The organism is Brevibacterium oceani (assembly GCF_017948325.1).
GTDB lineage: Bacteria > Actinomycetota > Actinomycetes > Actinomycetales > Brevibacteriaceae > Brevibacterium > Brevibacterium oceani.
Genome location: NZ_CP072846.1, coordinates 3,773,947 through 3,800,901 on the forward strand (window position 1 = coordinate 3,773,947; position 26,955 = coordinate 3,800,901).

Consider the following 26,955-nt stretch of genomic DNA (forward strand, 5'->3'; position numbering starts at 1 on the left):
AGGAGCGGCTTCCGGGAGCTGAGGAGTCGGCTCAATCGCCGAGGTGGTCCTCCAGATCGTCAAGGATCTGACCGGCCCCGGTCGGACCGAGTCCGAGGAACCAGACATCATCATTGACGCGGATGGCCTTGCCGTCCTTGGCCGCGTCGAGGCCTTTCCATTGGCTCGACTCGAGCGCCTTCTTCTCCCCGGTCGCCTCCGGGTCGCCGTAGCTGGTGTAGAAGACATAGTCCCCGGCGGCTCGGTCGAGGTTCTCCGGGGAGATCTCGACGGCGAGTTCATCGACGTCCTGAATCTTCGGGCGCTTGAATCCCGCGTCATTCAGAATGACTCCGATGAGCGACTGATTCGCATAGAGGCGCAGACGCTCAGGCATGAAGCGCACAAGTGAGATCGTCGGGTCTCCGTCGACAGAGTCCTTGAGCTCACCGGCCTCACGAGCGTAGTCCTCAAGCTCCTGCGTCGTCGCGTTTTCCATGCCCATCGCCTCACCGACGAGGCGGAAGTTCTCCTTCCACGGGAATCCCGGGCGGATGGAGAACACCGTCGGAGCAATCGAGTCGAGCTCGTCGTAGAGCTTGTCGGCCCGCAGCTGACTGCCGAGGATGAGGTCGGGCTCGAGCGAGGCGATCTTCTCGAGATCAAGCTCTTGAATCGTGCCGACCGTCTCGACTCCCTTGACCTGGTCTTCGAGGTAGCTCGGCACCGGACTGGCGCCCTCGGTCGTCACCATGCCGACGGGCGTGATGCCCAGCGACAGGACATCGTCGAGCTCTCCGGTATCGAGAACGACGACTCGCTCGGGCTTCTTCTCGATCTCGGTCGTGCCGTTGGCATGCGTGACCGTTCGCGGGAAGACCCCGGCCTCGGCATCACTGCCGAGCTTCGCGGTCTCCTCATCAGCAGTGCCGAAGGCCTCACCTCCGGTCGCAACATCTTTGTTGCCAGCCTCCCCGTCGGCACTTTTGTCGTCCTCGGCAGCACAGCCGGTGGCGAGCAGGGCAAGAGTCAGTGCGGAGGCGGCCGCTGCGACCGCCCGATTCTTCAACGTCAGATTCACACAGATGAGCCTACCCTAACCAACGCCGCTGTTGACACGCAGCGAGCAGCCAGAGGCGGACGAATGAAATCCGGCAACGGGCGTCTTCGCGGAGATGGCAGAGGCACCCGGCAGGGATCTTGGCCCTACCCGGGCGCCCCTGCACTCCGCGGATTGCGATGACGGTCAGCCGCCTCGGCGAATCAGCCCTTCGCAGGTCGGGAACTGATGATCTCGGCCCGCTCATCACGATTGAACTGACGCAGCTGGGTCACATGCGAGGGGTTGAGCTCGGAGACATCGGCAACCTGGAGCAGGCGCATGGTGCGCTCGACCTGCTCGCCGAGGATCTCGATCGTCCGGTCCACGCCTTCCCGACCGCCGGCCATGAGACCGAAGAGGTAGGCGCGGCCGATGAGGGTGAAGTCCGCACCGAGCGCCAGGGAGGCGACGATGTCGGCACCGTTGCGGATTCCGGTGTCGATGATGATCTCCACGTCCTTGCCGATCTCACGAGCCACCTCGGGGAGGAGCTCGAAGGGAACGGGTGCCCGGTCGAGCTGACGTCCGCCGTGGTTGGACAGGACGATCGAGTCGACGCCGAGGTCAGCGAGTTTCTTCGCGTCCTCGAGCGTCTGCACGCCCTTGACGGAGAACTTGCCGGGCCACATGGCACGGATCTCGGCGAGGTCGTCGAAATCGATCGAGGGATCCATTGCCGAGTCGAGCAGTTCGCCGACCGTTCCGCCGGTCTCCGACAGGGAAGCGAACTCGAGCTTCGGAGTGGTCAGGAAGTCCCACCACCACCAAGGGCGCGGGATCGCGTTGAGGATCGTCTGCGGGGTCAGCTGCGGTGGGATGGAGAAGCCGTTGCGCGTATCGCGCAGGCGTGCACCGGCGACGGGGGCGTCGACGGTGAAGAACAGGGTGTCGAATCCGGCGTTCTTCGCCCGCTCGACGAGACCGTAGGAGATGTCGCGCTGCTTCATCACGTAGAGCTGGAACCAGTTGCGCCCATGCGGGTTGACCTTCTTCACGTCCTCGATCGAGGTCGTCCCCAGCGTCGAGAGAGTGAACGGAATTCCTGCAGCACCGGCGGCCCCGGCGCCGGCGGTCTCGCCTTCGGTCTGCATGAGCCGAGTGAACCCGGTGGGGGCGATGCCGAAGGGCATGGCAGAGCTGCCGCCCATGATCTGGGTCGAAGTGTCGACGTTCGTGACGTCCTTGAGGATCGAGGGGTGGAATTCGATATCGCGGAAGGACTGGACCGAGCGCTCCATCGAGATCTCACCCTCGGCGGCACCATCCGTGTAGTCGAACGCGGCGGCCGGGGTTCGACGCTTCGCGATCCTGCGCAGATCATCGACCGTCAGCGCGCTGTCCAGGCGGCGCTTCTTCGGGTCGAGTTCGAACTTCTTGAACTTCATGAGGTCGAAGATCTCGGCAGGTTGCGGGATCTGTCTCTTGACCATGTGTATCGCTCCTTGCTCTCGGGGTTGTCTCAATGCTGGCGGGTTGGGCGGATGCGGCACGTGTGTCGGGCGCCGGGGAGCTCGGGTATGCGGATCAGGACGGGATCATCCAGGACAGCACCGTCGACTGGAGTCCGACGAGCAGGCACATGAGGACGAGCATGCCGAGCGACCAGCCGATGACCCGGCGGAAGATCGAGGCCTCCCGGCCGAGCAGTCCGACCGCGGTCGCCGCGATCGTGAGGTTCTGCGGGCTGACCATCTTGCCGACGACGCCGCCGGAGCTGTTGGCTGCCACCAGGAGCAGCGGATCGAGTCCGGCCTCCTGTGCCGCAGTCTGCTGCAGTGTGGCGAAGAGGGCGTTGGCCGAAGTGTCGGAGCCCGTGACGGCGGTGCCCAACCAGCCGAGGATCGGCGAGAGGAAGGCGAAGAACGCTCCCGTGCCGGCGATCCAGGTGCCGATGGTGATGGTCTGCCCCGACAGGTTCATGACATACGCCAGGGCGAGCACCGAACCGACGGTGAGGATCGAGAACCGCATCTTCACGACATTGACGACGAGGACGTCGAGTGCATCCTTGGCCGTCATCTTGTACACGATGGCGACGATGATGCCGGAGATGAGCAGCAGCGTTCCCGGCGAGGACAGCCACTGGAAGTTGTAGACAGTGCTCGTCGACACCTCGCCGGCAGCGGTGAAGATGTTTCCGTCGAGGCCCGGCCAGGGGATCTTCACATCGGTCGAAGCCAGCCAGGTGTTCAGCGCGGGGACGAGCTTCGCCACGGAGAAGATGACAATGACGAGGAGATAGGGGAAGAGGGCGAGGAACACTCTCGAACCGGTCAGCGCCGCTGTCTCCTGCTTGACATCGGTGGACACGGCCGCGGAGGCGGATCCGGCATCGGGGGCATCGGCGCCTTCGTGCTCACGCTCGTCGGCCATGCGGTCGAGAGCGTCCTGTCCGCCCTTCGGCTTCCAGAACCGGAGCATGATGACGACGGCGGCGAGCCCGACGAGGGAGGCAATGATGTCGGTGAGTTCGACCGAAAGGAAGTTCGAGGAGATGTACTGGGTGGCGCCGAAGACGATGCCCACGACCAGGGCCAGCGGCCAGATCTGGCGGAGTCCGCGACGCCCGTCGACGAGCATGACGAGGAACAGCGGGACGATCGCCGCCAGGAACGGAGTCTGGTGGCCGACCATGGCGCCGATGTCCTGGTAGTCGATGCCGGTGAGAGTGCCGGCAGTGATGATCGGGATGGCGATGGCGCCGAAGGCCACGGGAGCGGTGTTCGCGACGAGAACGACGACAGCGGCGCGCATAGCGGTGAAGCCCACTGCCACGAGCATGACGCCGGTGATCGCCACCGGTGCGCCGAATCCGGCGAGCGCCTCGAGGAGCCCACCGAAGCAGAAGGCGATGATGATGGCCTGGATGCGCGGGTCATCGGAGATGACGTTGATGACCAGCCGGAGGTCTTCGAAGTGACCCGAACGAACGGTGAGTTCATAGAGCCAGATCGCGGTGATGACGATCCACATGATCGGGAACAGGCCGAAGGCGAAGCCCTGGGTCGCTGCGAGTCCCGCCAGTCCGACCGGCATGCCGTACGCGGCGACCGCAACGATGAGAGCGACGGCGACGGCTGACAGCCCGGCCCAGTGTGCCTTCCATTTGAGAATGCCGAGGGTGACGAAGATCGTCAGCAGCGGCAGGATGGCCAACAGCGACGACCAGAGCAGGCTGTCGGCCACCGGTGCGATATCAGGTGTGTACATGATCTCTCCAACACAGCCGGTGCTTGCCCACGGTGGGTCCGTTCCCCAGTGAACGCGCCCCGAACTCGAATGATCGGACGATTGAGTATGGCCTTAATGAGGTCAGACCATTAAGTGAGCATAGGACCGCGATGTGATCTGGGTCAAGTGTTCGTCCGAAATTTCCTGCGCAACGGTCCTGCGAGAGGTGAGCGGGACGGTTCCCCGGGGAAGCTGACGGGGCGGTCGCGGACGAAGCGGACGGAGCCGTCCCCGAAGAAGTTGACCGGACGGTCTTGGAGGAAGTGGCATGAAATGATGATCCGATGGAGGAGACCATGAGCGAAGACAACGCCGCCACGTGGAAGCCGGTGACCCGGCCGAGCACGTATGAGCTCGTCATCGATGCCGTCGAGGAACAGATCATGGCCGGTTCGCTCACGGTCGGCGACCTCCTGCCCGCCGAGCGTGACCTGGCCTCGAAGCTCGGTGTCAGTCGGGCCAGCGTCCGCGAGGCCCTGCGGGTCCTCGAGAGCCTCGGTGTCGTTCGCTCCTCCGGCGGGTCGGGACGCGGCGCGGGCACCTTCATCGCGGCGATGCCCTCGGCTGCCCTCACTCGCTTTCTCCGCCTCCACGTCGCCCTGGCGAACTTCAGCATCGACGAGGTGACGGAGACGCGCATCCAACTCGAACGCTCGAGCTCGATCCTCGCGGCCAGCCGCGCCGACACAGATTCGCTGGCAGCCATCAATGCGCAGCTCGCGATGATGGACACCCCCGGCATCAGCATCGACGTCTTCAACGATGCGGACACGGCGTTCCACGTCGCCATCGCTCAAGCGGCCGGCAATCAGCTCTTCTCCGACCTCACCGGGGCGATCCGCACGTCCCTGCGCGCATCGATCTTCGCCTCGTTCAACCGGGTCGACGATCCACAGGAGCTCATGTCCCAGCTGCAGTCCCAGCATCATCAGATCATGGATGCCATCAGCGCCGGACGCACGCAAGAAGCCGCACGGGTGACCGAGGAGCACATCCGCTTCGCCGCCGCCGAACTCCCCGGCCTCACCGAGGCCCAAAAGTAACCCTCATTTGCTACGTGACGGCGGCCCAGCAACTTCGCGCGAGGTTGCTGGACCGCCGTCACGTAGCAATTGAGGGGGTTACTGCTCGTCGGGGCGCAGGGCCACCTCGGCGGTCTCTGCTTCGATCCTCTCCGCATCGGCCGCCCGCTTCGCCTCCCTCTTCTCCGCCTTGTGCGCCGCCCGGGTCTCCTTGCGTCGTTCGACGAGGAGGTAGAGGGCGGGGACGAGGATGAGCGTGAGCACCGTCGATGAGGTGAGCCCGCCGATGACGACGATCGCCAGCGGCTGCGAGATGAAGACTCCCCCACCGGTGAGGCCCAACGACATCGGCACGAGTGCGAAGATCGTCGCTGCCGCGGTCATGAGGATCGGGCGCAGCCGCAGTCGGGTGCCGTGGACGATCGCGTCCATGAGTTCCAGACCGTCCTCGCGGAGTTTGTTGATGAGGTCGATGAGCACGATCGCATTCGTCACGACGATGCCGATGAGCATGAGCAGACCGATGAGCGAGGGAATGCCCAACGGTGTTCCGGTCACCAGCAGGAGCAGCACCGCACCGGTCGCGGCGAACGGGATCGACACGAGCAGGATGAGCGGCTGGACGAAGCTGCGGAACGTCGCGATCATGACGAGGAACACGAGCACGATCGCCACGGCCATAGCCGCCCCGAGCTGACCGAAGGAATCAGCCTGCTCCTGGCTGGCACCGCCGACGTCGAAGCTCACGCCTTCGGGCAGGTCCATGGTCTCGGTCAGGTCGGTGGCGGCAGCAGTGACCGTTTCGAGCTGACCCTCGGCCGGGGTCGCGAACACCGTGACTCGGCGATCGCCGTCGGCGCGATCGATCGTCGCTGGGGTCTCGGCCTTCCTCACCTTCGCGATCTCGTCGACGGTGATCGGGTCTCCGGTGATGTCGGGGATAGCGGCCTGCTCGTCGGCGAGGCTCTGCTCCTCTTCCTGAGTCTGCTCCTGTTCACGCTGGCCGTCGACGAGGTCATCGATGGCATCATTGGCTTCCTTCAGTCCCTTCTCGGCCTGTTCGACTCCGTCGCGGGCCTGTTCCACCTGATCGGCGGCCATCTCATCGGGGCTCGGCGCCGGCGGCGGATTCTCCGCCTCGCGCAGCGCCTTGCGAGCCTCTTCGAGCTGGTCGGCGGCATCGTCACGGGCCTCGCGCGCTTGATCGAGCTGTTCGGCCGAATCGTCGGCGGCCTTGCGTTTGGCCTCCTCGGCACGGGCGTCGGATTTCTCCTCGACCTTGTCGGTTGCCTCCTCCTGCGCGTTCTGCGTCTGCACCTCGGTGACGGGCAGTTCGAGGGCCCGGATCTCATCCGGGGTCGCATCCGGGTGGGTCGGGGCGAGGAAGATGTCGCGTTCCTTGCCTTCGAGCGTCAGCGTTCCCGCCTCGGTACCGTGCAGGGCCGCGGCGATCGCCTGGCCGACCTCGGCCTGGCTGTAGCCGTAGTCGGCGGCCGTCTCCCGATCGACGTCGACCTCGATGACCGGCTGGTCGGCGGCGAGGTCGTTGCGGGCGTTCCGCACGCCGTCGGTGTCGGCCATCTTCTCCGTCACTTCGTCGGCGGCTTTGCGCAGGGCACCCAAGTCGGTGCCCGAGAGCGTGACCTCGACGTCGTCGCTGACGGATCCGCCGGCGTCCTGGACGTCGATGTCACCGGCGTCCTTACCGAGGTCACCGAGCTGGGTGCGGATCCGGTTCGTTGCCACCTCGGCCTCGGAGTCCTCGGCGAGGGTGACGTTGAACTGGTTCTCGGCTCCGGACTCCGGGCCGTTGACCGTCGTCGAGTACGTGTCGACGTCCGGGTCGTCGCCGAGGACGGCCTCGACGCGCTTCGCGGCCTTGTCGGCGGCTTCCAGCGAAGCCCCGGCCGGCAGGGTCTGGGTGATGTTCAGCGAGTTGGCTCCGGCCGAACCGAGCAGGTCGGTCTTGAGGAAGGTCGCACCCATCATCGTGATGAGGAAGATGATCACGGAGAACGCGATGGTCCGCCACGGGTGGTGCAGGGCAGAGATGATGGCGGGCAGGCTGCGCTGCTGGAGACGGTCGACCCGTCCGGAGGCCTCTCCGTCCCCTGGTGCCGGTGAGACGACGGGTTCGACGGTCGCATCCGGCAGCCGGTCCTTGCCCTTGGCCGCACGTTTCGCATTCTTCTTCTCGATCGTCTTCTGGCGGCGTTCGGCACGGGCCACGGACTTCTTGTGCTGCTTGGCGGTCCACAGTTCGAAGCTGCGGTCGGTGGCGGCCTGCCGTTTGGGTGAGAGGGGTTTGGGGCTGCGACGCAGCACCCAGTAGCTGAAGACCGGGACGATCGTCAGCGCCACGACCAGGGAGGCGAGCAGCGCGAGGGAGACGGTGACGGAGAAGGGTCGGAAGAGCTGTCCGGCAATGCCGTCGACGAAGGCGATGGGCAGGAACACCGCGACGGTGGTCAGGGTCGAGGCGGTGATGGCTCCGGCGACCTGTTTGACGCTGGCGACGATGTCGTTGACTGTCAGGTCGGTCGTGCCCTGCCGCCTCCGGATGTTCTCGATGACGACGATGGAGTCATCGACGACGCGGCCGACGGCGATCGTCAGGGCCCCGAGGGTGAGGATGTTGAGCGTGTAGTCGCCGACTTGGAGGCCGATCATCGCGATGAGCAGCGACATCGGGATCGAGATCGCGGCGACGATGGTCGAGCGGAAGGAGCCGAGGAAGGCGAGGATGACGAAGATCGCGAAGATCAGGCCGAGCCCGCCTTCGACGGAGAGGTCGTGGATCGACTTCTCGATCTCCGGCGCCTGGTCGAAGATCGTCGAGAACTCAGTGTCGTCGCCGAGCTTCGGGCCCACTCGATCGAGGGTGTCGGCGACCTTGTGGGAGACGTCGACGACGTTGGCGTCCTGGTCCTTGGTCACCGAGACGGACACGGAGTCCTTGCCATCGGCGCGGGACAGAGAGGTCTTCTCGATCGAGTCGAGGTCGACATCGGCGACATCGCCGAGCAGCACTGTGCCGTCCTGGGTGCGCAGCGGCGTCTTCTCGATCTGTTTGACGGCGTCGACCTCGGTGCCGACCTCCACGGCCATCGAGGTGTCTCCCTGGCTGCTGCGACCGGCGGGGACGACTGTGCCGGCGGCTTCGAGCTCGTCGGGGACCGAGGATTCGACGACGTTCTTCTCCGCAACGTCCTCGGGCCGGAAGTCGATGGTCACCCGCTGCTCGTCCTGGCCGGTGACCTCGACGTTCGAGACTCCGTCGAGGGCGCGCAGTTCGGGGACGAGTTCGGACTCGAGCCGGTCGCCGAGCGTCTTCGGGTCTCCGCCGGAGACGGCGAACATCGACACCGGAAGGTCGTCCATCTGATAGGACAGGACCTCGACCTCGGCGTCGTCGGGCAGGTTCGACTTCGCCCCGTCCACGGCCGAACGGATCGAGTCGGTCATCTTCTCGGAGTCCTCGCCGAAGGGCCAGGTCACCTCGGCGGTCATCATCCCCGACGAGGTGGAGGTGGTCACCGATTCGAGCTCGCCGACCCCCTCGAGCGCGGTCTCCAGCGGTTTCGTCACGGTCTCCTCGACGACCTCCGGGGAGGCGCCGGGCACGGTCGCCTGCACCGAGGTGCTGGGCAGGTCGACCGAGGGCATCGTCTCCTGGTTGAGCGAGGTGGTCGCGACGACGCCGAAGACGGCGATCACGAGGGTGAGCAGTCCGACGATGAGGCGGTTCTTCAGACTCATCCGGGTGATCAGGGACACGGGTTCCTCCGGGTTCGGGGTGGTGGCTTGCGGTCGGTTCGTTGCGGTCGGCGGTGGGACGGCGCATTCAGTCTTCCGGACCGAGGTCCATCTTCGCGTCGGCCGAATGGTGTCAGCCGTGTCCCCCAAAGGGATGATTTCGCTCGATCACCGGTCTGGTTCGGCTCTTGGCTTCCGGTCTCAGATTCGACCCTAGGCATCCGGTTCGGGATCGGGCGCGGGTGTTTCCCTCCGGACCACCCTCATGAAACGCGGAGATGTCCCGGAGGATTGCCTGAGTTCAGGGCCTGTTGTCGGAGCCCAGGGTCAGTCGGCGACCGGCGGAGGCCGCGTTCGCTGACGTCGGTGCTGATCAGCTGTGCAGGCGCACGTGATGAAGGAGGCGTTCGGCGCGGTCCGCCCCGGCGTTATGGTCAGTGCCGGTCTCCGGGTCCGCGTCGGGACTGAGCGCGGGGGTGAGAGCGGAGCGGGCCGCCTCGGCGTCGAAATCCTCACCGATGACGACGAGGACGCTGTCGGCGTCGGGCAGGTCCGGGGCCTGTCCGGTCTGCTCGGAGACATAGACGTTCGGGCCCACGGCCTGGACACCGAACCGGGCTCGACGTGGTCCCACATCGACGAGCACCATGCCCTTCACCCGATACACCCCGGCAGGGAGGTCCTCGACGAAGTCCATCACCGCGTCCGGGTCGGCGCAGCCGGTGCCGGTGACGGTCACCGACTGGGCGTGCCGGTGCGGTAGGGCCGCCTCATCCTCACCGGTCTGCTCGGTCGCGGCCTCAGCATAGGCCTGACGCAGCAGTTCTCGGATGGGCAGTTCGGGTTGGATCGATTCCTCGCCGACTGAGGCGCCACCTCGGCGACGGTTCGCGTATTCGGCCTCCCCCACTCCGGGATCGAAGATCAGGGCCGGGTCGAGGCGGGCGTGGTGTGTGCCGATGACGATCACGCGCGGATTGCGCTGATGGACACGATCACGGACGGCCTCGATCGCGGCGTCGCGGTCGGGTTCGGGCAGCTGGTCGAGCTTGTTGACCAGCACCAATGTCGTGGCCGCATAGCGCAGCGGCGGCAACTGTGAGGTATCGACGGTCTGGAAGTGCATGGTCGCATCGACGACGTCGATGACCCCGCCGAGGTGGAAGCGGTGGCGGCCCATGCGCGTGACCATCCGCGCCAGGGTGAGCGGTTCGGCGAAGCCACTGGCCTCGACGATGATCGCGTCGAGGCGCAGACTCGGGTCGGTCATCGCCACCAGCGCATCCTCGAGCGAGGAGTCATCGGTCAGGCAGCAGATGCATCCGCCGGAGATCGAGAACGGTTCGTCGACCTGGCCGACGACGAGCCCGGCGTCGATGTTGAGTTCGCCGAAATCGTTGACGATGACGCCGATGCGGGCATCGGGGTGGCGCAGCAGATGGTTGAGCAGGCTCGTCTTCCCGGCACCGAGGTAGCCGGTGAGCAGGATGACCGGGATCGCCGGTCTGCGCCGAGCTCCGCTCATGTCGTCTCCTGTGCTGGTGCTGTCTGCTCGATTTCTCGCCCACTAATGGTAACGTGTTTCATTACTTCTTCCGCATATGCACGGTCACGCATATGCGGGTTCATTCGGCATCATCGAGGAGAGTCTCATTCATGGCAGCTCCGGAGAAGAAGACGCGCAGCACCGCGCAGAAGGCCCTCATCCGCGACGCCCTGGCCTCTGAAACTCGGTTCGTCTCGGCCAAGCAGCTCCACCGCAGGCTCGAGGACGACGGCGCAAGCGTGGGCCTGGCCACCGTCTACCGGCAGCTCAACGCACTCGGCCGCAGCGGCGACGCCGATACGATCACGATCGGCGAGACGCTGCTCTTCCGCGCCTGCGCACAGAGCGAGCACCACCACCATCTTGTGTGCGAACACTGCGGCACAGCCGTCGAGATCGATCCTCCCAGCGAAGACTGGATGCGGACTGTGGCCGGCTCGCACGGCTTCGAGATCACCCACCACGTGTTCGAGATCTTCGGCATCTGCGCCGACTGCCGAGCCGCCGGAACTGACTGAGGTCCGCGGTCGTCAGCCTCGGTGCGCGGTGTCCCAGGCGGGAAAGTCGTCGGGATACTCCAGCCAGGCCATCGGTCCGGCAAGCAGCTCAGCGTCGGTGAGCACCGCGCGTTCCAGCGCTTCCCGCAGCCCCGGCTCGTCGAGGTCGACGCCGATGAAGGCCAACTCCTGCCCCAGCGCCAGCAGTTCGGCCCCCTCGCCGAGGTAGGGCCCGGCCGTCAGCGGTGCGAGCATGAGTCGCGTCGCCGTCTGATCCCAGTGCGCCGTCACGTAGGGTCGCGATGCCAGGCGCGCGAATCCGGCCGACCGGACGATGCGTCCCCAACAGCCATCACCGAGCGCGGCGGTGAGCACTGCCTGCAGTCGCTGCGGATGGAAGGGCCGGGCCTGTTCATAGCGGAAGCCTGAGGCGCGCGCGGAGCCCGCGGTGCTGGGGAGGCCCACAAGTTCTGCGACGGAATCGTCGGTGCCCGGGCAGGCGCCCCCGGGCTGGTTGTCGTCGGTCCAGGCACCTCCCGGATATGCAGGAGTTGAAAACTCCGAATTCAGCAGCGCCGTCCACCCGGCCGAGGGCGGTCGATGAGTGAAGTCCCAGCACACGGGCTCGTGCACCGCTCCGGGGTCGAGGACGAATCGATGAGCCTCGGGGGCGAGATGAGCGATGAGGTCGACCGCCTCGGCGAATTCGTGCGCTGGGGCATCGCCGGATTCGTGCGCTGGATCCTCACGACCGATCGGGCCCAGCAGTGCCAAGGTCGAGGCGAATTCGACCTGACCGACGAGCCGAACGCAGCGGTCCTCCTCTTCGAGGTCGCCGGACAGGCACGTGAGGTCGACGACGCAGACGAGGTCACTGAGCACCGCCGGCGAATCGGCCGCACTCAGCGCCCCGATCACTTCCGGGCAGGCAGTGTCGTCCGCGTATTCGAGGACGAATCCGCGGATGTCCGCGGTCATTCCGAGGAGGCCGACGAGGCGGTCGATGGCGTCGATGCCCTGCTCGGTCTGCTCGGCGGGCACAAAGACATAACCCCGGGCCTTAGCCAAGTCCATCGCATAGCGGCGACGCTCGTGAGCACAGAGCCCGACCACGGCGATCGCGTCGATTCCGGCCATGACCGGCCCCTGCATTCGGTCGACCGGCCTCTGCGTCCGTTCGGTCGGCTCACCTGATCGTTCGGCTGGTTCACCCGGTCGCTCGACTGGTTCCTGCATTCGCGTCCTTCCCACTGAGATCATAGTATTATAGTTAATAATACTCATTCTCACTAAGGAGTCACAGCCATGAAGGTTCGCAATTCCCTCCGCTCACTGAAGTCGCAGCCGGGTTCACAGGTGGTGCGTCGGCGCGGACGCGTCTTCGTCATCAACAAGAAGAATCCGAAGTTCAAGGCCCGGCAGGGCTGAGCAGCCGAACGACCGACAGCGCCTGCGGCTTGGTGACACGACACCAGCTTGGTGCATGGACCAGGCTGGTGTCGCGTCACCGAGCGGTCGAGCGGCTCAGCCTCGGTCGAACAGCTCCGGGGACGCCTCGACGAGCCTGCGCGTCTGGCGGATATGGGCGGCCATGACCGCCTCAGCGGACTCGACGGCCACCCCCATCGGCGGCCGCATCAGGGACCGCATCGGTCACTCCAGCCGGGATCGGATCTCGTCGAGCTCGGCTGCGGTGTCGAAATCGCTCACCACGTTCGGATCGACGTCGACGACGGCTGGCTTGAGCCCGGCGAAGAGGAGTTTCACGGCTCCGTCGGTGGGGTCACCGATGTCGGCCAGGCGAGCGCGCAGCAGTTCGGTCGGCCACGCGGCACAGAGGAACTGCGTCTTCCCCCGGTCGTCCATACCCGTGGCCGGTCCGCCGGTCGCCCTGCAGGTGCGGATGAGCTCGCCGAGGTGGCCCGTCGTGATCATCGGCATGTCCCCCGCGAGGATGAGAGTGACGTCTGCAGGCGGCGCGACCCCGTCTGCCGGCGGGATCAGCGTTGGGTCGGCGGGCGGCATCGCCGACGCAGCCTGCTGGATCGCCGCGACGGCGGCCGCGATCCCGGCCAGGGGTCCGGCGAAGGCGGGGTCCTCCCGGACCTCGCACACGTCGTCCCGCTCCGTCTCCGAGAGCCCGTCCAAGGGTCCGGCCACCCACACCCCAACGCCAACACCGGCGCCGGCGCCGCGCACGTTCGACCCGTCGGCGCCGATGTCGGCACCGTCGTCGAGGCCGCGGATACGTGCGAGAATCCGCGAGATCGTCGACTGTCCGCCCACGGCAACGCCGGGTTTGTGAACACCGTCGAACCTCCGGGAGCGGCCGCCGGTGAGAATGATCGCGTTGACCGTCATGCTTCGATCGTACCGACCGACATAATCCCGATCGATCTCCGTCACCGATCCCACCGACCGCCGCCCTCACCAACCGCCTACACCGCACTCCCCGGCCCGCGACAACGAAATCCGCAACGCGGGCCAAGCGAATCGGCGCTAGTCTGGGCGGGAACACACCCACCTCGCGCACGCACCGTCGGGTGCGCCGCGCACCACCGAGTGCCCGGAGGATGAACATGTCGAAGTTCGATGTCGTCGAAGCGTCCATCGCCGAACTGCGAGCCGCCCTCGAAGACGGCAGCACCACCTCGGTGGAGCTCGTCGAGGCCTATCAGGACCGGATCGCGGCCTTCGATGCACCCGACACCGAGACTCGGCTCAACTCTGTCATCGTGGCCAATCCGCAGGCCCTCGCCGAGGCGGCCGCCTCCGACGAACGGCGAGCAAACGGTGACGTGCGCGGCCCCCTCGATGGAATCCCGTACACGGCAAAGGACTCGTACATGGTCGCCGGTCTCACCGTCGCCTCCGGGTCCCCGGCGTTTGCCGACCTCGTCGCGCAGAAGGATGCGTTCACGATCGAACGGCTGCGCGACGGCGGTGCCATCTGCCTGGGGCTGACGAACATGCCGCCGATGGCCAACGGCGGCATGCAGCGCGGACTCTACGGTCGCGCCGAGAGCCCCTACAACGCCGACTGGCTGACCAGTGCCTTCGCCTCCGGATCGTCGAACGGGTCGGGCACGGCCACGACGGCGAGCTTCGCGGCCTTCGGCCTCGGCGAGGAGACGTGGTCCTCGGGCCGGGCACCGGCCTCGCACAATGCGCTCATCGCCTACACCCCCTCCCGCGGGGTCATCAGCGTGCGCGGCAACTGGCCGCTCGTGCCGACGATGGACGTCGTCGTCCCCCACACCCGCACGATGGCCGACCTCGTCGAAGTCCTCGACGTCATCGTCGGTGATGACGCTGAGACCCGCGGGGATTTCTGGCGCGTCCAGCCATGGGTGGAGATCCCTGCCGCGAGTACCGTGCGCCCGGATTCCTACGCCTCACTGCTGCCGAGAAGCGCCGAGGCGGCCCGCGCGGTGCTCAAGGGCCTGCGCCTCGGGGTGCCGCGGATGTACATCAACGCCGATGAGGAGGCGGGGACGAACCCGGACGGCGGCATCGGCGGGCCCACGGGCGGACGGATCGACACCCGCGCCTCGGTGATGGAGGCGTGGGAGGCTGCACGGGCCGATCTCAAAGCCGCCGGCGCCGAGGTGGTCGACACGGATTTCCCGGTCGTGAGCAATTACGAGGGCGACCGCCTCGGCGCTCCGACGATCAGCACACGTGGTCTCGTCTCGCCCGACTACCTCGACCGGGAGATCAACGACCTCTCCTCGTGGGCATGGGACGATTTCCTCTCCGCGAACGGAGATCCGAACCTGGATACCCTCGCCGAGGTGGACGGGGCGGCGATCTTCCCCCACCCGGCGGGTGCGCTGCCCGACCGGTACACCGGCTTCGACGATGACATCGCCACCTACCCCGAGCAGGTGCGGACCAACGGGTACACATCGGTCACGGACATTCCCGAACTCGAGTCCGGTGTGCGCGGACTCGAGGAGACGAGGCGGGTCGACCTCGAGGAGTGGATGGATGCCAACGGTCTCGACGCGGTGATCTTCCCGGCGATGGCCGATGTGGGTCCGGCGGATATGGACGTCAATGAGGCCTCGGCGGATCTCGGGTGGCGCAACGGAACCTGGGTGGCCAACGGCAACCTCGTGCCCCGCCACCTCGGCATCCCCTCAGTGACGGTGCCGATGGGCACGATGGGCGACACCGGGATTCCGGTGGGTCTGACGATCGCCGGTCGCGGCTGGGACGATTCCGCTCTCATCGAGATCGCCGCCGCATTCGAGGCCACGGGCGACCGGCGCGAGATGCCGTCGCGAACGCCGAGGCTGTAGGACTCCGTCAGCCCTTGGCTTCCAGCTCCCGCCGGCGCCTCGCGGCGTCACGCAGCTGCATCCACCCGGCGAGGATGAACCACAGAAGGAACGGGTAGGCGGCGATGCGTTCGATGATGCCGATCGGCAGTCCCCACTCCTCGGGAAGGGCCATGAGCACGGTCCCGATGAGGCCGAGCACTGCCAGGCCGGTCGTCAGAAGGCCGAATTCGGCCCGCCCGATCCATCGCTTCTCCGGCCGCCGGATCAGCGCGATGCCGGCTGCGAGAAGGCCGAGGTTCTGCACCGCGGCGCCGCCGAAGCCGAACACCGCGTGGGTGGTGGGGTCGATATCGGCGGGGACCATTCCGGTTCCGGCCAGCAGGATGCCGCCGCCGGCGAGCAGAAACGACCCGCACCGACCCCAGACGGTCGGGGCGATCCAGTCGTGCCAGACGAAAGCGATGATCGCGAGCATCGCTCCGGCCATGATGGAGACCCCGTTGACAAGCGGGTGGGCCGGTGAGCACACTTCGATCGGTGATTCGGCATCGCCCCACTCCCCGCATCCGGTCATGCCCAGGTGGCTGATCGACTGCTGCACGAAGGAGTAGGACCCTTCGGAGACCAGTGCGGCGGGGATCTCGATGAGGATGGCGAGCGCGCCGGCGAGCACAGCGAGGAGTGCCCACACCCGCTCGGGTTTGGGTGAAACGCGAATGGTGCCGGACCCGGCCACCTCGGTCCCTCCGTGTGACAACCTCGGATGCTGTTTACGCTATCACTGCGGCAGCCTGAAACCTTCTGGTGAACCTGCAGCACCCCTGGCGTGTCGGGCCGTCGAGATGGAACAGTGTTGCCCATGGTCGATTTTACGGTTCTCGCCGAACGCGCCTTCACTCTGCTGCAGGGACATCACCAGGACGATCCGCTCGTGCTGCCGACCGTCTGGGACGCCTGGTCAGCCCGCGCCATGGTCGACGTCGGGTTCAACGCCCTGAGCATCGGCTCCCATCCGTTGGCCGATTCGCTCGGCCACGGCGACGGGGAGAACATCACGCTCGAGCAGGCGCTCGAGGGGATCTCACGCATCACCTCGGCGGTGGATGTGCCGGTCACCGCGGACCTCGAGTCCGGCTACGACACCCCTGCTCCCGAGCTCATCGCCGGACTCCTCGAGGCCGGTGCCGTGGGCGTGAACATCGAAGACACCGTCCACAGTCGGGGCAGCATGCGCAGTCCGGAGGAGCACGCCGAGTACATCTGGAGCCTCCGCCAGGCCGCCGAGGCCCAACGCGTGCACGTCGTCATCAATGCCCGCACCGACGTATTCAAATACCCGGGCGACTTCGAGGATCCCACCGCCGAGGTGGTCCGCCGCCTGCGTCTGTGCACCGAGGCGGGCGCGGACTCCGTCTACCCCGTCCGCCTGCCCGATGTGGGCACGCTCAAGTCGATCCTCGCTCAGATCACACTGCCGCTCAACGTCACTGCACACCCGATCAAGGGAGCCGTTCCCGAGGAGCTCGACCTCGCTCAGCTGGGCGAGCTCGGAGTCAGCCGCGTGACCTTCGGCCCGCTGCTGCAGGCGGCACTGACCGACTGCTTCTCCGATTTCACCCGAACCTGGAGGTAGCCCCGCCCCGACGAGCACGACCGATTCCACCGACGCTCCTGTCCGGCACCACCGATGAGCACGACACACCCCATCAATTGAGGAGATGCAATGCCAGTCAATCCCCGTGAGGGCCAGCCCATCTGGATCGACTACACGTGCCACGAGTTCGAGTCCACGACAAAGTTCTACTCGGAGATCTTCGGGTGGGAGTTCACCGACCAAGGCCCGGATTTCGGCCACTACAACATGATCACAAAGGACGGAACGACCATCGGCGGTGCCATGCGCGCGGTCAATATGGACGGCACCCCGAATCCGCTGATCCCGGCGATGTGGACGACCTACCTCCACACGGCCGACATCACCGCCGTCTTCGGCAAGGCACTCGAGGCCGGTGCCGCGCCGGTCGTCGACCCCATGGCTGTGGGGCCGTTGGGACACATGGGAGTGATCACCGACCCCACCGGCGCCGGCGTCGGACTGCGGCAGCCGGGAGAGTTCACCGGTTTCGACACGCCACTGACTCCGGGAACGCCGGTGTGGTTCGAGCTGATGACGCTCAACTACCAGCTCGCCCTCGAGTTCTACCGGGACGTCTTCTCCTTCGACATCACCGAGATGGAGGGATACCCGTACGCGACCCACGGGGCCGACGAAGACGCTGTCGCAGGGATCTGCGACGCCAGCCAGTGGACCCAGGTGTCGTACTGGCGGCATTACATCAACGTCGAGGACACCGACGCCACGGCCACGCGAATCAGTGAGCTCGGCGGGAAGATCCTCGCCGGTCCCGAAAGCTCGCCCTATGGCCGGATCGCCACGGTCGCCGATCCCGAGGGAGCGACGTTCCAGCTCCAGCAGAACCCATAAGTCCCGGTCTGTCGCATCGATGACCGCACCGCAGGCGGGTGATGCCGACCGGCTCGCACCGCTGCGGCGGCGTCTCCTCAGCCTCGGGGTTGGGGAGATCGTCGCCGCAGCGGTCTTTGCTGTCGTCCCGTCCTGGCTTCCGTTCATTGCTGCTGACGGCGCCGAGGCGGCGCTGTGGTTCTCGCTGTCCCCGCTGCTCTTCGTGCTCGTCCAGGGCGGGGCGTATTGGCTGCTCGCCCGGCACCACCTTCCCGAGCCGATTCCGCGAGCGGTCGCTCGCGTCTACCAGTGCTTTCGGGTCCTCGATCCGGTGCTGCTCCTCGCCTGCACCGTCGGCGCCATCGTCATGTGGCCGGGCATGAGCCTGAGCGCGTTCGTCATCGTGGTCGTCTGGCTGTTCGCGGTGGCCGAATACATCAACTACCTCCACATCCGGCTGTCATACCCGTGGCAGACGTGGACTTCGCAGATCGGCCGATGGTCGACACCGAGGCTGGTCCGGGATCTGCGGCGGGCTGTCTGAGCCTCAGGCCCGCAGGGCCAGTGCGAATGGCAGCACCGAGGTGGCACCGGCCTTGCGCAGCAGCCTGGCGCAGATCGTCATCGTCCACCGGGAGACGACCTCGTCATCGACGAGCAGCACCGACTTCCCAGCCACCGCTTCCTCGACCTCGGGTGGGACGACGAAGGCCTCAAACAGATCTTTGACACGGAAGGCGCTGTTGACGTCGGGGGTGCCGTGGTCGCCGACCTGCAGCAGTTCGCCACCGTCGACGAGGCGACCGGCCGCAGCGAGATTCGCAGCCAGAGACCGCACGGTCACTGGACGACGGGCGCTCGGGATCGACACAACCACCTCGGGGCGGGTGGCCCAGTCCCACTGACCGAGCACTTCGAGGCACCATTTGCCGATCCGGCCGGGCACCTCGGCATCGGGAGCATCGGGGGCGAGGAACGATCGCAGACTCTGCCCCTGCCCGAGGTCGGACAGGCGGGCGATCGCACGCCCCTCCTCGGCGAGTTCTTCGGCGGGGATCCGACCCTTGAGCGGGACACCGATGTTGGCCAGGCCGCTGGGCCAGGTGCCGCGCGGTTCGATGGGCAGGCCGATCTTGTGGAGGTTCCCGGCGGCAGCCTGACGCTGTTCGTCGGAGATCTCGGCGGAGAACCACACGCCGGCGCAGTTGTCGCAGCGTCCGCAGGGCTGCGGGTCGGGGTCGTCGAGCTGGCGGATGAGGAACTCCATCCGGCACTGCCCGGTCGCTTCGTAGTCGAGCATTGCCCGGGCTTCTTCGGCGCGCACGGCGGCGACCTTCTCATACCGTTCCCGGTCGTAGGTCCAGCCCTGACCGGTCGAGACGTATCCGCCCTTGACCTTCGTCACGGCGTCTTCGACCTCGAGGGTCTTGAGCAGCAGGGTCAGGCGGGAGCGTTTGGTGCCGACGAGCGTCTCCAAGCGGGCCACGGACAGGGGGCCGTCCGCCTCGGCGAGGGCGGAGAGCACGGCGTTCGCGTCGTTCTGGTTGGGCATCGACGCGGTCGCGAAGTACTCCCAGATCTGTTCGTCTTCCGCCCCGGGCAGCAGGAGGACGTCGGCGGAGTCGGTGGCGCGGCCGGCGCGGCCGACCTGCTGGTAGTAGGCGACGGCCGATGATGGGGCACCGATGTGGATGACGAATCCGAGGTCGGGTTTGTCGAAGCCCATGCCCAGCGCCGAGGTGGCCACGAGCGCCTTGAGCCGGTTGTCCTTGAGCTGACCTTCGAGTTCGGCGCGTTCTTCGGCATCGGTGCGGCCGGTGTAGGCGCGGGCCTCGTGGCCTTGTTCGCGCAGCATGCGGGTGATGTCTTCGGCGGCGGAGACGGTGAGTGTGTAGACGATGCCGGACCCGGTGAAGTCGTTGAGGTGGGAGGACAGCCAGGCGATGCGGGCGCTCGCGTCGAGTCCGGGCAGGACGCCGAGGCGCAGGGAGTCGCGGGCGAGTTCGCCGCGGACGACGGTGGTGTCGTTGCCGAGCTGTTCGGCGACGTCGGTGACGACGCGGGAGTTCGCGGTTGCGGTCGTCGCGAGGACCGGAGTGTTGTGCGGCAGTTCGGCCAGGATGTGGCCGATGCGGCGGTAGTCGGGGCGGAAGTCGTGGCCCCAGTCGGAGATGCAGTGGGCTTCGTCGACGACGATGAGGCCGAGGAACCTCAGCAGCTGCGGCAGGACTTCGTCCCGGAACTGCGGATTGTTCAGCCGCTCCGGGGACACGAGGAGGACGTCGAGACTGCCGGCTTTGAGGTCGTCGAGAACGGAGTCCCATTCGGTGACGTTCGAGGAGTTGAGGCTCGCGGCCCGGACCCCGGCGCGTTCGGCAGCGGCGATCTGGTCGCGCATGAGTGCCAGCAGCGGGGAGATGATGAGGCTGGGACCGGTTCCGGAGGCCCGGAGCATGCGGGTGGCGACGAAGTAGACGGCCGACTTGCCCCACCCGGTGCGTTGGACGACGAGGACGCGCTTCTTCGCCTCCACGAGGTCGCGGATGGATTCGAGCTGGCCGTCGCGGAACTGCGCGTTCGGGTTGGCGGTCAGCTCGGCGAGGATCCGCTGGGCTTCGACAGCGAAGTCGTCGGGGGCGGGTGGGGATGTCGGGGTGCTTTCCGTCATGGGGCCAGTCTAGGTCGAGGCACTGACGCGGCCTCTGTCCGACCACCTCGGCGGCGGATCAGCGCAGCGCGAGCTCGATGCCCAGGGTCGCGAGCACTCCGAAGAGCACGCCCCAGAGAATGATCGAGATGATCTGCCAGACGGCGACGACGTTGCGGTTGGCACCGAAGCCGACCATCGCCGAGGACGTGATCTGTGAAGGCAGGAGGGTCTGGCCGAGCAGCGAGACGCCCGGTATGCCGAACTTGTCGAACATGCGCTTGAGCCGCTGCCGCTTCGGCTTCTCCTCGACCTCCTTGTTCTTCGTCGCCTTGTCGCGGATCGCTCCTGCTCCGTAGACGAAGATCAGCATCGAGATGACGTTGCCGATGACTGCAACGAGGATGGCGACAACAGGGTGGAGGCCGATAGCGACACCGATGACCGCACCGAAGTAGGACTCGACGAACGGGATCGCGGAGGCGAGCATGACGCCCGCCCACTGCAGCCAGTCGGGGAACGATGCGGCGAAGTTCTGGATGCTCTCGATCATGGGGCTCGGCTTTCGTTTCGGGGTGCTTTTGGTCGTTCAGGCACTCGGCACTCCGAATGCCACGCGACTCGGGCAACTGCACGGAGTCTCACCTCCCGTACAACCTACTAGTACAGCGTGCCAGTACGTTGTACTATACACTGACCGAAGCCAAGGGCGTCAAGGGAAGAGGGGAAAACGAATGTCGAAGCGTGATGACATCATCGCCGCCGCGATCAGGCTGGCCGAGAACTCGGAGCCCGGCCAGGCGAACCTCAGCGTGCGCGCGGTCGCCCAGGAAGCAGGCGTCGGAGCATCGACGCTGCGCCACTACTTTCCGACACAGTCCGATCTCCACGAGGCGGTTGCGCGCAAGTCGATCGACACCGTCATCAATGACTTCTCGATCGCCGATTCGACGATCGATCCCGTCGATCGCCTCTACGAGTGCTGCGCTCAGTTCCTGCCGACTCACGAGCACAGGGACATCCAACTCGAGGTCTGGTTCTCCATGCACCTACGCGCACTCGGGCCCGAGCCTCGCGCTGTCTCGCGCCGACTCCTCGAGCACGGTCACACGGTCACCTATGACAGCATGCACCAATGGCTGAACCGCCTCGCCGACGAAGGGCACATAGCCGCAGACGAGGTGGATCCGATCGCAAAGGCACTCTTCACGACCGTCGACGGCATCGCCCTGCATTCGATCATCACGCCGGAGACCATGGCTGTCGACGTCGCACACGCCCAGCTCAGGTGGATGATCGAGAAACTCCTCAGCTGAGAGCCGTCGAGCGGTACACCGACCGGTCGAAAGTTGTAATGGCGACCCCGCCCCAGAAACAGCTAGACCCCCCGAATCCACACGTGTGGGGGAGGTCTGCACTTCGAATGTCAGCTCATTCAAAGAGGTCAGTCGACGCTCGCGGCGGTACTGGCAAACGGCTGAACGTGGCAACGTGAGGCTACTCCCTCACCGCATCACCTCGGCGGCTGCCTTCAGCGCCGCGGTCAGTCGAGAGAGCTTGTCCGAGGCCAGCGTCCAGTGATGCCAATAGAGCGGGACGTCGACAGCCGGCGAGGCAGTGATCGGGACGAGGTGATCGCCGAGGTCGTCGAGCTGCATGATCGGGATCATGCCCCAGCCGACGCCGGCGGCCACGGCGGCCGCGAATTCCGTCGAGCTCGGCACCACCGAGGTCGGCGGGACTCCCTTCACCCCCGCGGCCGCGAGGAAGTTCAGCTGCAGGTCGTCGTCACGGCCGAAGTTCACCATGGGCAGGGTCGTAAGATCCACCTCGGCGAGCGCCCCGCGGGCAGGACCCCCGACAGTGACTACTCCCCCGTGCCGCTCGAGCAGTGATCGCGCGGCCACCGCGACATAGCGCATCGACCCGAGCCGCTGGACCTGAGTGCCGTAGGCACTCGCCTCCGCCGAGGTGATCGTGCCGAGCACCTCCCCCGACGTCAGCAGCGGCAGGGCCTTGCCCTGATCGACGACATCGATGCGGATGACGACATCGTCCCACGCGGCCACCTCGGCGAAGACGGGCCGGAACCACGTCGCCAGGGAGTCGGCGTTCACCCCGATCCGCAGCACCGTCGGTTCCCGTCGCCCTCCACGTGCACCGACACCGTCGGGAACATCAGCGGCGATCCCGTGGAGTCGATCAAGCGCTTCGGACTCGAGCAGCTCGACCTGGCGGGCGTAGCGGAGGACGGCGGTGCCCGCCTCGGTGAGGGTGATCGGATTCGTCCGCCGGATGAGCACCTGTCCGAGCTTCGACTCGAGTGCACGGATGCGCTGACTCGCCGCCGAGGCGGTGATCCCGAGGACGAAGGCGCCGCCCTCGACGGTCCCCTCGTCGACGACGGCGGCGAGAGCTTTGACGTGATCGATGTTCATGAAGCAATTCTGCATCACATGAAGAGATCGTTGTTTTTCTTCATTCATTTCGGAGCATAGTGTGGCTTTCGTGCTCACTCATCTCGTCTCCGGCCTGCTCGCCGGCTGGTCGCTCATCATCGCCGTCGGCCCCCAGAACGCGCTCGTCCTGCGCCAGGGCATCCGCCGCGAACACCTCGGCGTCGTGCTCTTGATCTGCATCCTCGCCGACATTGTCCTCATCGGCTCGGGCACCGTGGGCATCGGAGCGATCGTCCTCCTCGCACCGTGGGCGCTCGAGGTCCTGCGATGGGTGGGTGTGGCCTACCTGCTGTGGTTCGCATGGACGAGCCTGAAGTCTGCACGGGAGGCGAGCGGGCTCAAGGCCGATACCGAGCAGCGCAGTCTGCGCTCGATCATCCTCACCACGCTCGCGCTGACGTTCCTCAATCCCGGGGTCTACCTCGACACCGTCGTCATGCTCGGCAACCTCGCCAACCAGCAGGGGCCCGGCAACGTGTGGCCGTTCACGATCGGGGCGATGCTCGGTTCGGTGAGCTGGTTCCTCGCCATCGGGTATGGCGCCCGCGGGCTCTCGGGGTATCTGGCCCGGCCGCGCGTGTGGCAGGTCCTCGACGTCGCGATCGCCGTCGTCCTCGTCATCCTCGCCGCCCGGCTGGCGCTGGGGTAGGGGCCGACGGGGTGCTGGCACTCGGTCAACACAGGCACGAGGCGGGGTGCTGCTGAGTCGGCATGCCAAGCGGAGTTCCGGACGGTTCGTGCGGTTTTCAGTCTGCGAATCCCGCACGGAATGACCTGAACTCGGCCGGCGGACCGGATTCCTCGCCTCGCACCCGGTTGTTAGGTCAATCCACCGAGGCGGCCCTCCACCTCAGCGCAAGGCCTACAAGCTCAGGCTCGGGTGAAGCTGGGTGAGCGTGACCATCCGCTTGCGCGCACACACCACCACGGTCGCGGCCAGGCAGATGAGCGTCATCAGCAGCAGCACGACCGCCGACTGCGCCGCGATGAACATGTCGCCGCCGGCGATGAGCGTGCGCAGCCCGTTGACCGCATGCGTCATCGGCAGGAACGGCGAAATGGCCTGGAATATGCCCGGCGCCGTCTGGACCGGATAGGTCCCTCCTGCCGAGGCGATCTGGATCATCAGCAGCACGAGCGCGATGAGCCTGCCGACACCGCCGAGCGCGGCCACACACAATTGGTGCACGGCGTGGAAGCTCGCGGCCACGAGGATCGAGAACAGCAGAGTTCCCACCCACGCTCCGGCAGAGAAGTCGAGGGCGAAGGTGAGCACGAGATAGAGCACCGCGACCTGCGCCGCGCCGAAGAGCAGCCCGGGGACGTAGCCGGCCCAGGCGATCCTCGACGACGACGCCGATGAGGCCAGCGCCCGGTACGGGATCGCGTTGAGCACCATGTAGGTGATCATGCCGCCGATCCACAGCGCCAGGGACACGAAGAATGCGGCCAAGCCCTCACCGTAAGCGTCGACGGCATTGTCTTTGACCTTATCCGCGTCGACCGGCACGGCGACGACGTCGGAGCGGTTTTCACGATCGTTCTTGTCATACGTCGGGATCTGTTTGAGACCGTCCTCGAGCCCGTCGGCCAGCTCACTCGAGCCGTCTTCGAGCTTTCCAGCGCCCTTGTCGAGCTTCGTCGAACCATCGACGAGCTGCGAGGAACCGTCCTTGAGGTCACCGACTCCGGTCTTCGCCTTCGCGGTCCCGTCCTTGAGCTGGACGATCCCGTCGTTGAGGTCCCCGGCTCCCTTCGCCAGTTTCCCCGCACCGGCGTCGAGCTTGACCAGGCCCGAGTGCAGATCATCCGCACCGGTCGCGACCTCCTGTGCGCCGTCGTCGAGCTTGCCGATCTTCTTGTCGGCATCGTGGATCTTGTCCATGACGTCATCGACGGCGTCCTTGACCGGGTCCTCGAGGTCCTTCGCCTTGTCCTTCGCGTCCTTCGCACGCGAGTGCGCATCATCGAGGTCTCCGCCGAGGGTGTCGACATCGTCGGAGAGCTTCGCGACGTCGGGATCGTCCGGGTACTTCTCCTTCAGCTTCTTGACCCGGTCGTCGACGTCGCCGTTGACCGATGTGCGGGCGGTCTCGAAGTCGTCTTCGGCACGCTGAAGTTTGGGACGAGTCCCGTCGACGAGGTCGTCGGCCTTCTTCTTGAGATCATCGGCCTTGCCCGTGGCATCGTCGGCGACATCACGGAGCTGCCCTGTCCCGTCGGCGACCTGCCCGGCACCGTCGGCGAGCTTCTTCGAACCGTTCTTCGCCTCGGTGGTGGACTCGGACAGAGTATCGGCACCATTCTTGAGATCCCCACTGCCCTTGACGAGCTTGCCGGCACCGTCGTCGAGGTCGATGATCCCGGTCTGCAGAGTGCCGACTCCCTTGTCGAGCTTCGTCGTACCGTCGACGAGAGACCCCGTCCCGTCATGCAGATCAGAGGCGCCGTCGTGGAGGTCCGAGGCGCCGGTCGCGGCTTTCTCGGTCTGAGAATGGATGTCGTTGAACCCGACGTAGACCTGGGAGACATACTCGGCAGTCGTCGTCTTGTTCAGTCCGGACTTGATCTCGGTGAGCACAGTGTTCGCCACCTGGCCGACGATGAAGTTGTGGGCATCATCGGTGCGCAGCTGCAGTCCAGCCTGTTCGGGGTCATCACCGCCGGTGGAGACGAGATTCTTCGAGAAGCCCTCGGGGATTTCGAGGATCGCGAAGTACTTGCCCTCGGCCAGACCTTCGTCGGCTTCCTCCTGACTGGTTTCGGTCCAGTCGAATCCGCCCTCGCCCTTCGGTGTGATCTCGTCGACGAGCTCATCACCGGCATGCAGGGACTCCCCGTCCGAGTTCGGCTTCTTCGCCCCGGTGTCCTCGTTGACGACCGCGGCCTGCAGCTTGTCGAGGTTGTCCGTCGGGTTCCAGTTCGAGGCCAGGTAGAGGCCGCCGTAGATGGCGGGGATGACGGCGATGACGATCATCGCCAGGCGCGTGATCGTGTGCCGTTTGAACCGTGAGAGTTCTAGCCAGGGAAGGGAGAACATGCGGGAATCTCCTCGGAATCGAGATCGTGGTGCAGGAAGTTCAGTGTCGGAATTTCAGTGTCGCGAGCCGTGCCGGCTCGGGCGATGCGCGGTCAGCTCGAGTTCGATGACCGCTGTGGGTTCGGCTTCGGAGCCGAGCGATCGGGAGGCGATGTCGAATTCGCCGGAGTCCTCGCAGGAGACGATGACGGTCAGCGGGTTGTCGGGGTCCCGCGACTGGCGCAGCTGCTGGTAGATGAGGAGCCCGGCCCAAGCACGCGCCCGGTCAGCGGCTTCGCGCAGGTAGTCGATGTTGTCGATGACAACGGCGGGCGGTCGGCTCAGACTTGCCAGCCCGAATTCGAGGAAGAACTTCTGCAGCTCGCTCAGTTCCGAGACGAAGACCTCTCCGTCGTCGTCGATGAGGAAATCTGCTTCCTGCGCATCCGTCGTCGAGAACGTCCCCTCGGGGAGCGCATCGATGAATTCGGTGGCCGAGGCGAAGGTCTGCCGGATGAGGCCGATGACCTCCCGCAGCGACGACTTCGACACCCATGGCTTGTACCAGGGCTGCAGCATGATCCGGCGTTCGGCCACGTGCTGAGCCACCGTGAAGTCGTTCTCGAGGTCCGTCAGCCCTGCGACGTGTCCGACGGCCACCTGCCCGCGGACGGCGCGGGCCCGCTTCCTGATATCCAATTCGCCGAGGCGGCCCTGCCCTTCCGAGACCTGCATCCGTCCCGCCAGGGACAGCAGCAGGGAGGTCTTGCCGCTGCCGGCAGGTCCGCGGACGATCACGATGGCGCCGGCCGGAACCTCGAGGTCGATGTCGTCGAAGACGCTGCCCTGCTTACCCGTCAGGGACCACCCCTGCAGGGAAATCGCCGTCGAATCGGTGTCGGCATCCTCGGCGAGAGTGTCCGTCGTACTCTCCATTGCCCTGGCTT

At 66.1% G+C, this 26,955-nt stretch carries 23 protein-coding genes; 9 read left to right on the forward strand and 14 right to left on the reverse strand.

What is annotated here, in order from left to right; translation table 11 throughout:
* Window positions 1–31: 31 nt before the first annotated feature.
* The 3 genes from J9314_RS16815 to J9314_RS16825 form a co-directional block, all read right to left on the reverse strand.
* On the reverse strand, window positions 32–1,060 hold the full coding sequence (locus J9314_RS16815; protein ID WP_484793028.1) for an ABC transporter substrate-binding protein: 1,029 nt from the start codon (window positions 1,058–1,060) through the stop codon (window positions 32–34).
* 182 nt (window positions 1,061–1,242) lie between these two features.
* Complete coding sequence (locus J9314_RS16820) at window positions 1,243–2,511, reverse strand: alpha-hydroxy acid oxidase (protein ID WP_210603428.1); 1,269 nt, start codon at window positions 2,509–2,511, stop codon at window positions 1,243–1,245.
* A 94-nt stretch (window positions 2,512–2,605) separates the two neighbouring features.
* Window positions 2,606–4,291: an L-lactate permease gene (locus tag J9314_RS16825; protein ID WP_210603429.1), complete on the reverse strand. Its 1,686-nt coding sequence runs from the start codon at window positions 4,289–4,291 to the stop codon at window positions 2,606–2,608.
* Between the two features lie 317 nt (window positions 4,292–4,608).
* On the opposite strand from J9314_RS16825, the gene J9314_RS16830 reads away from it, so the two are divergent.
* A complete protein-coding gene (locus tag J9314_RS16830) occupies window positions 4,609–5,355 on the forward strand; it encodes a FadR/GntR family transcriptional regulator (protein ID WP_210603430.1) in 747 nt (248 codons plus the stop codon).
* A 78-nt stretch (window positions 5,356–5,433) separates the two neighbouring features.
* Here J9314_RS16830 and J9314_RS16835 read toward each other — a convergent pair whose 3' ends face one another.
* Window positions 5,434–9,093, reverse strand: a complete 3,660-nt coding sequence (locus tag J9314_RS16835; RefSeq protein WP_210605738.1) for an efflux RND transporter permease subunit — start codon at window positions 9,091–9,093, stop codon at window positions 5,434–5,436.
* Window positions 9,094–9,463: 370 nt separating this feature from the next.
* Window positions 9,464–10,615: a CobW family GTP-binding protein gene (locus J9314_RS16840; RefSeq protein ID WP_210603431.1), complete on the reverse strand. Its 1,152-nt coding sequence runs from the start codon at window positions 10,613–10,615 to the stop codon at window positions 9,464–9,466.
* Between the two features lie 131 nt (window positions 10,616–10,746).
* On the opposite strand from J9314_RS16840, the gene J9314_RS16845 reads away from it, so the two are divergent.
* Window positions 10,747–11,154, forward strand: coding sequence for a Fur family transcriptional regulator (locus tag J9314_RS16845; protein WP_210603432.1), 408 nt, complete (start codon window positions 10,747–10,749; stop codon window positions 11,152–11,154).
* Between the two features lie 12 nt (window positions 11,155–11,166).
* Here the strand turns inward: J9314_RS16845 and J9314_RS16850 are convergent, their stop codons facing one another.
* Window positions 11,167–12,270 (reverse strand): CobW family GTP-binding protein, encoded by a 1,104-nt coding sequence (locus J9314_RS16850; protein ID WP_210603433.1) that lies wholly within the window; start codon window positions 12,268–12,270, stop codon window positions 11,167–11,169.
* A gap of 168 nt (window positions 12,271–12,438) precedes the next feature.
* Here J9314_RS16850 and ykgO point away from each other — a divergent pair, with 168 nt between their 5' ends.
* Window positions 12,439–12,561, forward strand: coding sequence for a type B 50S ribosomal protein L36 (ykgO, locus tag J9314_RS16855; RefSeq protein WP_166974327.1), 123 nt, complete (start codon window positions 12,439–12,441; stop codon window positions 12,559–12,561).
* 96 nt (window positions 12,562–12,657) lie between these two features.
* Here ykgO and J9314_RS19355 read toward each other — a convergent pair whose 3' ends face one another.
* On the reverse strand, window positions 12,658–12,783 hold the full coding sequence (locus J9314_RS19355) for a hypothetical protein (RefSeq protein WP_281412344.1): 126 nt from the start codon (window positions 12,781–12,783) through the stop codon (window positions 12,658–12,660).
* Between the two features lie 3 nt (window positions 12,784–12,786).
* Window positions 12,787–13,494, reverse strand: coding sequence for a molybdenum cofactor guanylyltransferase (gene mobA / locus J9314_RS16860; RefSeq protein ID WP_210603434.1), 708 nt, complete (start codon window positions 13,492–13,494; stop codon window positions 12,787–12,789).
* Window positions 13,495–13,712: 218 nt separating this feature from the next.
* Between mobA and J9314_RS16865 the strand changes: the two genes are divergently transcribed.
* Window positions 13,713–15,437, forward strand: coding sequence for an amidase (locus tag J9314_RS16865; RefSeq protein ID WP_210603435.1), 1,725 nt, complete (start codon window positions 13,713–13,715; stop codon window positions 15,435–15,437).
* 7 nt (window positions 15,438–15,444) lie between these two features.
* Here the strand turns inward: J9314_RS16865 and J9314_RS16870 are convergent, their stop codons facing one another.
* Entirely contained in the window at window positions 15,445–16,176 is a 732-nt protein-coding gene (locus J9314_RS16870) for a DUF998 domain-containing protein (protein WP_210603436.1), read from the reverse strand.
* Window positions 16,177–16,278: 102 nt separating this feature from the next.
* Between J9314_RS16870 and J9314_RS16875 the strand changes: the two genes are divergently transcribed.
* The 3 genes from J9314_RS16875 to J9314_RS16885 all read left to right on the forward strand — a co-directional run bounded on the left by J9314_RS16875 (window position 16,279) and on the right by J9314_RS16885 (window position 18,427).
* Entirely contained in the window at window positions 16,279–17,052 is a 774-nt protein-coding gene (locus tag J9314_RS16875) for an isocitrate lyase/PEP mutase family protein (RefSeq protein WP_210603437.1), read from the forward strand.
* 90 nt (window positions 17,053–17,142) lie between these two features.
* Window positions 17,143–17,904, forward strand: a complete 762-nt coding sequence (locus J9314_RS16880) for a VOC family protein (RefSeq protein WP_210603438.1) — start codon at window positions 17,143–17,145, stop codon at window positions 17,902–17,904.
* Between the two features lie 19 nt (window positions 17,905–17,923).
* The gene (locus J9314_RS16885) at window positions 17,924–18,427 is read left to right on the forward strand and encodes a hypothetical protein (protein ID WP_210603439.1); all 504 of its coding nucleotides are present in this window, start codon (window positions 17,924–17,926) and stop codon (window positions 18,425–18,427) included.
* A 3-nt stretch (window positions 18,428–18,430) separates the two neighbouring features.
* On the opposite strand, the gene J9314_RS16890 is transcribed toward J9314_RS16885, so the two are convergent.
* Together J9314_RS16890 and J9314_RS16895 are read right to left on the reverse strand one after the other, a co-directional pair.
* A complete protein-coding gene (locus J9314_RS16890; protein WP_210603440.1) occupies window positions 18,431–20,551 on the reverse strand; it encodes a RecQ family ATP-dependent DNA helicase in 2,121 nt (706 codons plus the stop codon).
* 58 nt (window positions 20,552–20,609) lie between these two features.
* Window positions 20,610–21,083 carry a hypothetical protein gene (locus J9314_RS16895; protein ID WP_210603441.1) on the reverse strand — a complete coding sequence of 158 codons (474 nt, stop codon included), beginning with the start codon at window positions 21,081–21,083 and terminating at the stop codon, window positions 20,610–20,612.
* 181 nt (window positions 21,084–21,264) lie between these two features.
* Here J9314_RS16895 and J9314_RS16900 point away from each other — a divergent pair, with 181 nt between their 5' ends.
* Complete coding sequence (locus J9314_RS16900; RefSeq protein WP_210603442.1) at window positions 21,265–21,846, forward strand: TetR/AcrR family transcriptional regulator; 582 nt, start codon at window positions 21,265–21,267, stop codon at window positions 21,844–21,846.
* A 189-nt stretch (window positions 21,847–22,035) separates the two neighbouring features.
* Here J9314_RS16900 and J9314_RS16905 read toward each other — a convergent pair whose 3' ends face one another.
* Window positions 22,036–22,968, reverse strand: a complete 933-nt coding sequence (locus J9314_RS16905; RefSeq protein ID WP_210603443.1) for an ArgP/LysG family DNA-binding transcriptional regulator — start codon at window positions 22,966–22,968, stop codon at window positions 22,036–22,038.
* Between the two features lie 70 nt (window positions 22,969–23,038).
* Here J9314_RS16905 and J9314_RS16910 point away from each other — a divergent pair, with 70 nt between their 5' ends.
* Window positions 23,039–23,638: a LysE/ArgO family amino acid transporter gene (locus tag J9314_RS16910; RefSeq protein ID WP_210603444.1), complete on the forward strand. Its 600-nt coding sequence runs from the start codon at window positions 23,039–23,041 to the stop codon at window positions 23,636–23,638.
* Between the two features lie 213 nt (window positions 23,639–23,851).
* Here J9314_RS16910 and J9314_RS16915 read toward each other — a convergent pair whose 3' ends face one another.
* Complete coding sequence (locus J9314_RS16915) at window positions 23,852–26,029, reverse strand: YhgE/Pip domain-containing protein (protein WP_210603445.1); 2,178 nt, start codon at window positions 26,027–26,029, stop codon at window positions 23,852–23,854.
* Between the two features lie 54 nt (window positions 26,030–26,083).
* The gene (locus J9314_RS16920; RefSeq protein ID WP_210603446.1) at window positions 26,084–26,944 is read right to left on the reverse strand and encodes an ATP-binding cassette domain-containing protein; all 861 of its coding nucleotides are present in this window, start codon (window positions 26,942–26,944) and stop codon (window positions 26,084–26,086) included.
* Between the last annotated feature and the right edge of the window lie 11 nt (window positions 26,945–26,955).

Excerpts from the sequence above, each read along its gene's own strand:
- J9314_RS16820 (WP_210603428.1), bottom strand. The coding sequence starts at position 2,511 with ATGGTCAAGAGACAGATCCCGCAACCTGCCGAGATCTTCGACCTCATG.
- J9314_RS16825 (WP_210603429.1), bottom strand. The coding sequence starts at position 4,291 with ATGTACACACCTGATATCGCACCGGTGGCCGACAGCCTGCTCTGGTCG.
- J9314_RS16830 (WP_210603430.1), top strand. The coding sequence starts at position 4,609 with ATGAGCGAAGACAACGCCGCCACGTGGAAGCCGGTGACCCGGCCGAGC.
- J9314_RS16835 (WP_210605738.1), bottom strand. The coding sequence starts at position 9,093 with ATGAGTCTGAAGAACCGCCTCATCGTCGGACTGCTCACCCTCGTGATC.
- J9314_RS16840 (WP_210603431.1), bottom strand. The coding sequence starts at position 10,615 with ATGAGCGGAGCTCGGCGCAGACCGGCGATCCCGGTCATCCTGCTCACC.
- J9314_RS16845 (WP_210603432.1), top strand. The coding sequence starts at position 10,747 with ATGGCAGCTCCGGAGAAGAAGACGCGCAGCACCGCGCAGAAGGCCCTC.
- J9314_RS16850 (WP_210603433.1), bottom strand. The coding sequence starts at position 12,270 with ATGGCCGGAATCGACGCGATCGCCGTGGTCGGGCTCTGTGCTCACGAG.
- ykgO (WP_166974327.1), top strand. The coding sequence starts at position 12,439 with ATGAAGGTTCGCAATTCCCTCCGCTCACTGAAGTCGCAGCCGGGTTCA.
- J9314_RS19355 (WP_281412344.1), bottom strand. The coding sequence starts at position 12,783 with ATGCGGTCCCTGATGCGGCCGCCGATGGGGGTGGCCGTCGAGTCCGCT.
- mobA (WP_210603434.1), bottom strand. The coding sequence starts at position 13,494 with ATGACGGTCAACGCGATCATTCTCACCGGCGGCCGCTCCCGGAGGTTC.
- J9314_RS16865 (WP_210603435.1), top strand. The coding sequence starts at position 13,713 with ATGTCGAAGTTCGATGTCGTCGAAGCGTCCATCGCCGAACTGCGAGCC.
- J9314_RS16875 (WP_210603437.1), top strand. The coding sequence starts at position 16,279 with ATGGTCGATTTTACGGTTCTCGCCGAACGCGCCTTCACTCTGCTGCAG.
- J9314_RS16880 (WP_210603438.1), top strand. The coding sequence starts at position 17,143 with ATGCCAGTCAATCCCCGTGAGGGCCAGCCCATCTGGATCGACTACACG.
- J9314_RS16885 (WP_210603439.1), top strand. The coding sequence starts at position 17,924 with ATGACCGCACCGCAGGCGGGTGATGCCGACCGGCTCGCACCGCTGCGG.
- J9314_RS16890 (WP_210603440.1), bottom strand. The coding sequence starts at position 20,551 with ATGACGGAAAGCACCCCGACATCCCCACCCGCCCCCGACGACTTCGCT.
- J9314_RS16895 (WP_210603441.1), bottom strand. The coding sequence starts at position 21,083 with ATGATCGAGAGCATCCAGAACTTCGCCGCATCGTTCCCCGACTGGCTG.
- J9314_RS16900 (WP_210603442.1), top strand. The coding sequence starts at position 21,265 with ATGTCGAAGCGTGATGACATCATCGCCGCCGCGATCAGGCTGGCCGAG.
- J9314_RS16905 (WP_210603443.1), bottom strand. The coding sequence starts at position 22,968 with ATGAACATCGATCACGTCAAAGCTCTCGCCGCCGTCGTCGACGAGGGG.
- J9314_RS16915 (WP_210603445.1), bottom strand. The coding sequence starts at position 26,029 with ATGTTCTCCCTTCCCTGGCTAGAACTCTCACGGTTCAAACGGCACACG.
- J9314_RS16920 (WP_210603446.1), bottom strand. The coding sequence starts at position 26,944 with ATGGAGAGTACGACGGACACTCTCGCCGAGGATGCCGACACCGATTCG.